This window comes from Pseudomonas sp. MD195_PC81_125 (assembly GCF_014060985.1).
GTDB lineage: Bacteria > Pseudomonadota > Gammaproteobacteria > Pseudomonadales > Pseudomonadaceae > Aquipseudomonas > Aquipseudomonas parakoreensis.
Window position 1 is genome coordinate 1 of sequence record NZ_JABULD010000433.1, and the last position, 4,750, is coordinate 4,750.

The following is a 4,750-nucleotide window of genomic DNA, read 5'->3' on the forward strand; positions in this document are numbered from 1 at the left end:
CCAGCTCCCACAGGTTATTGGGTGTACACAAATCAGGTGAACGGCCGAAGTCCTTGTGGGAGCTGGCTTGCCAGCGATGACGGCGGATCAATCAACAAAAATCCTCAAACTGTCGCTATCAACCCAGCCACCACCCGTCCCGAACCAGACTACGCTCAATCCGATGCCTGAACTCTCTCGACCCGATCACGTCTGATACAAGCAATTGCGCCCCAATGCACGTTACCGGGCGTCATCGCTCGCTAGGTTTTCAGACTCCCTGTAAACTGCGCGGGTTTTTAGCCCCCCATTCCACCGGAGCCGTCCATGTCCCGCGTTACCCTGAGTCGCTATTTGATTGAGCAGACCCGCAGCAATAACACTCCTGCCGATCTGCGCTTCCTGATCGAAGTGGTGGCGCGTGCCTGCAAAGAGATCAGCCACGCCGTGTCCAAAGGCGCCCTGGGCGGTGTTCTGGGCAGCATGGGCACTGAAAACGTCCAAGGCGAAGTGCAGAAGAAACTCGATGTGCTGTCGAACGAGATCCTGCTCGAAGCCAACGAATGGGGCGGTCACCTGGCCGGCATGGCGTCCGAAGAAATGGACAATGCCTACCAGATCCCCGGCAAATACCCGAAAGGCGCTTACCTGCTGGTCTTCGACCCACTGGACGGCTCGTCGAACATCGACATCAACGCCCCGGTCGGCACCATCTTCTCGGTACTGCGCTGCCCGAACGAATACCTGAGCCAGAACGAGCCGCTGAACGAAAAAGCCTTCCTGCAGCCAGGCACCCAGCAGGTTGCTGCCGGTTACGCGATCTACGGCCCGCAGACCATGCTGGTACTGACCCTGGGCGACGGCGTCAAAGGCTTCACCCTCGACCGCGAAATGGGCAGCTTCGTGCTGACCCACGAAGACATCACCATTCCTGAAACCACCCAGGAATTCGCGATCAACATGTCCAACCAGCGCCACTGGGAAGCCCCGGTACAACGCTACGTCAGCGAACTGCTGGCCGGCGAAGAAGGCCCGCTGAAGAAGAACTACAACATGCGCTGGGTCGCCGCGATGGTGGCCGATGTGCACCGTATCCTGACCCGTGGCGGTCTGTTCATGTACCCACGCGACAGCCGTGAGCCATCCAAGCCGGGCAAACTGCGTCTGATGTACGAAGCCAACCCGATGTCGTTCCTGGTGGAACAGGCCGGCGGCGCGTCCACCGACGGTCACCAGCGCATTCTCGACATTCAGCCCGAAGGCCTGCACCAGCGCGTAGCGGTGTTCCTCGGCTCGAAAGAAGAAGTCGCCCGCGCCACGGCTTACCACAAGGAATAAGCCGTGAACGCGCCCTGGCAGCCGCTGCTCGACTGGTGGTTCGGACACGCTGAATCACCGCGCGAGATATCGGCTGAGAAGGGTACATTGTGGTTCGGCAAGAAAGACCGCCAAGACCTCGAAGCGCGTGAGCGTTTCGGGGTCTTTGTCGATCAGGCCCTCGCTGGTGAATTGACCGAGTGGACGCAACGTCCCGAAGGTTGGCTGGCGCTGGTGCTGCTGCTCGATCAACTGCCACGCATGATCTTTCGCGATACACCCAAAGCCTTTTCCGGTGATCTGCGCGCGCAGAAACTTGTCGCGCAGGGCATTGCGGCGGATTTCGATCGGCAACTGAAGCCGATTCAGCGGGTATTCATTTATCTGGTGTTCGAACACTGCGAAAACCTCGCGGTGCAGAACGAAGCCGTTTCGCGTTTTATCGATCTGGTAGCTGAACAGCCGGAAGCCGAGCGGGCGGTGTTTGCCGATAACCTGGACTATGCCGAGCGGCATCAAAAGGTGATTGCGCGGTTTGGCCGGTTTCCGCATCGCAATGCGGTGTTGGGGCGGGAGTCGACGGCAGAGGAGTTGGCGTTTCTTTCTGAGCCAGGTTCCAGGTTCTAAATCTTCACTGCGGCTGAATCCCGCTTCGCGAGCAGGCTCGCTCCCACCTTGAAATGCATTCCAATGTGGGAGCTGGCGTGCCAGCGATGGGGCCAGTGGCCGCGCCTCAGATCCTGAAACTGCCCACCAACTGCTTCAACCGCGCCGCCTGCTGCTCCAGATCCGAACAAGCCCGCAAGGTTGCCTGCAGGTTCTCCACACCTTCCTGGTTCAGCGTGTTGATCTCGTTGATGTCGACGTTGATCGACTCGACCACAGCGGTCTGCTCCTCTGTCGCGGTAGCCACCGACTGGTTCATGCCGTCGATCTCGCCGATGCGCTGGGTCACGCTGCCCAGACGTTCGCCGGCCTGGTTGGCGATGCCGACGCTGCTTTCGCTCTCGCGCTGGCTCTCGGTCATGATGCTCACGGCCTGACGCGCGCCGACTTGCAGTTCTTCGATCATCTTCTGCACTTGCTGCGCCGAATCCTGAGTGCGGTGCGCGAGGTTGCGCACTTCGTCAGCGACCACGGCGAAACCTCGGCCAGCCTCACCGGCGCGGGCCGCCTCGATCGCGGCGTTGAGCGCCAGCAGGTTGGTCTGCTGCGAGATGCTGGTGATCACTTCCAGAATCTGGCCGATGTTCACCGTGTTGCTGTTGAGGGTTTCGATGTTGCCGCAGGAGTCGCTGATTTTTGCCGACAACTGCTGCATCGCGTGAATGGTTTTATCCACAACCTGCTGACCGTCGACCGCCAGGCTGCGCGCATCGCTGGAGTGCTGCGAGGCGAGAGCGGCGTTCTGGGCGATTTCCTGGGCGGCAGCGCCGAGCTGGTTGATCGCCGCGGCCACGCTGTTGGTGCGGCTGGCTTGCTGGTCGGAGTTGTACATCGACGAGTTCGACGCGGCGACCACACGCAGGGCGACTTCGTTGACTTGCCCGGTGGCCGACGACACTTCGCGGATCGAGGTGTGAATACGCTCGACGAAGCGGTTGAACGACAGGCCCAGCGCGCCAAATTCGTCGTGGCCGTGGATCACCAGCCGCTTGGTCAAGTCGCCTTCGCCTTCGGCGATGTCGTGCATGGCACGGCCCATGGTCAGCAGCGGTTGCATCAGCACGCGGATCAGCATGCCGAGCAGGGCGATGATGATCACCACGGCAATGACCATGGCGATCAGCGCCGAGGTGCGGAACTCGCTGAGCATCGAGAACGCGGTGTCCTTGTCCAGCACCAGCGCCACGTACCAGTCAGCCGATGGCACGCCGTTGACGCGGGTGAACGAAATCAGTTGGGTCTTGCCGTCGAATTCGACTTCTTTCAGGCCCGGGCTGACTTTCGGCGCACCGTTCGGATAAGCCTCGGCAAGGGTTTTCAGCACCAGTTTGCTGTCCGGGTGAATCAGGATCTTGCCATCGGCGCTGACGATGAACGCATGGCCGTGGCCACCGAAGTTGAGCGAATTGATGATCGCGCTGACGCTGGTCAGGTCGATATCCGCGCCGGCCACACCGATCATCTGGCCTTGACGCTGCACCGGGGTGGCGACGGTGATCACCAGTTTGCCCGACGAAGCGGCGATGTAGGGTTCGGTGACGATGGTCTGCTGCGCACTGTTGGCGGCCTTGTACCAGCCACGGGCGCGCGGGTCGTAATCCGGCGCACGGTTACCGGCGGGAACCGAGAACATCACGCCGTCAGCGCCGCCGAAATAGCTGAGCTGGAAATTGCCGGTGTAGGCGGGCAGGTCGATGATGCGCTTGAGGCTGGCCGGCGCGCTGCCGTCGGCGGCGACCTGCTGTGCCAGCGATTGCAGCAACTGGATGCGGCTTTCCAGCCAGGTCTGGATGTTGCTGGTCGTCAGACTCCCCAGCTCCTGCATCGAGGCTTCGGTGCTGCTGCTCAGGGCTTCGCGTTGTCGATAGTCGTTGAACAAAATGAAACAGGCGAACGCAACGGCCACCACGAGGGCGGCAGCCAACAAGATCTTGTGGCTGAATTTCATGTTTCTGGTCATCGAATGAACTACCGCGAAGGGGCTGGTCGAGAAAGGGCGGCAATTTGCCACACTCGGGGGCTTTGCGCTGCTCTTATTTCGACCGCGGTGCGCCAAAGATTAGGCGTCTTTGGTGAAATGCGACGAAATGCTCAATAGCCGCAGAAAGTGTCTGATTTGCCGGTAAATGCCAGACGAGCGGAGCGATAAATAGCCATTTCTGAAGGGAACCAGATGAGGGTTTTCTCTTCTAAGCTTCTGGTTGGCACCATGCCATCCCCCTTCCGCTCCAGGAGTTACTTCATGTCGCTGCGATCTATCGCCCTTCTGACTTTTTGCGTGCTGTTGGCCGCGTGCAGCAAGGTCAACCAGGAAAACTATTCCAAGCTTTCGGCCGGCATGGCCAAAGCCGAAGTTGAGACGCTGCTCGGCAAACCCACCGACTGTTCGGGTGCGCTCGGCATGTCCAGTTGCACCTGGGGCGACAAAAAACAGCTTTATCAGCGTGCAGTACGCCGGTGACAAAGTGCTGATGTTTTCTGGCCAAGGCCTGAAGTAAACCGGGGCCAAGCGCCCACGGGAGAAAAATAATGAAGCGGTTATTGTTCGTCCTTTTTGCCGGCCTGGTACTGGCCGGCTGCGCCACTCACGGTGAAGATCCGCTGGCGCCCAAGACGGCTCACAGTGTCAACCTCAAGCGTTATCAGGGTACTTGGTATGAACTGGCGCGACTGCCGATGTACTTCCAGCGCAACTGCGCGCAATCCGAAGCCCATTATTCGCTCAGGCCGGACGGTAATGTCGACGTGCTCAATCGTTGCCTGACCGCCGACTGGCAATGGGAAGAAG

At 59.9% G+C, this 4,750-nt stretch carries 4 protein-coding genes and 2 pseudogenes; 4 read left to right on the plus strand and 2 right to left on the minus strand.

The genetic code is table 11. The features are described 5' to 3' along the window. The first annotated feature begins 306 nt into the window (after window positions 1-306). A complete protein-coding gene (locus HT737_RS17560) occupies window positions 307-1,317 on the plus strand; it encodes a class 1 fructose-bisphosphatase (RefSeq protein WP_007961744.1) in 1,011 nt (336 codons plus the stop codon). A 3-nt stretch (window positions 1,318-1,320) separates the two neighbouring features. Continuing rightward, entirely contained in the window at window positions 1,321-1,923 is a 603-nt protein-coding gene (locus tag HT737_RS17565; RefSeq protein ID WP_182403450.1) for a DUF924 family protein, read from the plus strand. Between the two features lie 106 nt (window positions 1,924-2,029). Here the strand turns inward: HT737_RS17565 and HT737_RS32775 are convergent, their stop codons facing one another. Together HT737_RS32775 and HT737_RS32780 are read right to left on the minus strand one after the other, a co-directional pair. Beyond that, window positions 2,030-2,794: a methyl-accepting chemotaxis protein gene (locus HT737_RS32775; protein ID WP_371260421.1), complete on the minus strand. Its 765-nt coding sequence runs from the start codon at window positions 2,792-2,794 to the stop codon at window positions 2,030-2,032. A 93-nt stretch (window positions 2,795-2,887) separates the two neighbouring features. Beyond that, window positions 2,888-3,922, minus strand: a pseudogene (locus HT737_RS32780) (sensor histidine kinase); the annotation flags it as partial. Between the two features lie 282 nt (window positions 3,923-4,204). Here HT737_RS32780 and HT737_RS17575 point away from each other — a divergent pair. Both HT737_RS17575 and HT737_RS17580 read left to right on the plus strand, forming a co-directional pair. Then, a pseudogene (locus tag HT737_RS17575) lies at window positions 4,205-4,460 on the plus strand (hypothetical protein). Between the two features lie 31 nt (window positions 4,461-4,491). Then, the coding region (locus HT737_RS17580; RefSeq protein WP_182403453.1) for a lipocalin family protein at window positions 4,492-4,750 on the plus strand (259 nt) is incomplete at its 3' end.

Excerpts from the sequence above, each read along its gene's own strand:
- HT737_RS17560 (WP_007961744.1), top strand. The coding sequence starts at position 307 with ATGTCCCGCGTTACCCTGAGTCGCTATTTGATTGAGCAGACCCGCAGC.
- HT737_RS32775 (WP_371260421.1), bottom strand. The coding sequence starts at position 2,794 with ATGTACAACTCCGACCAGCAAGCCAGCCGCACCAACAGCGTGGCCGCG.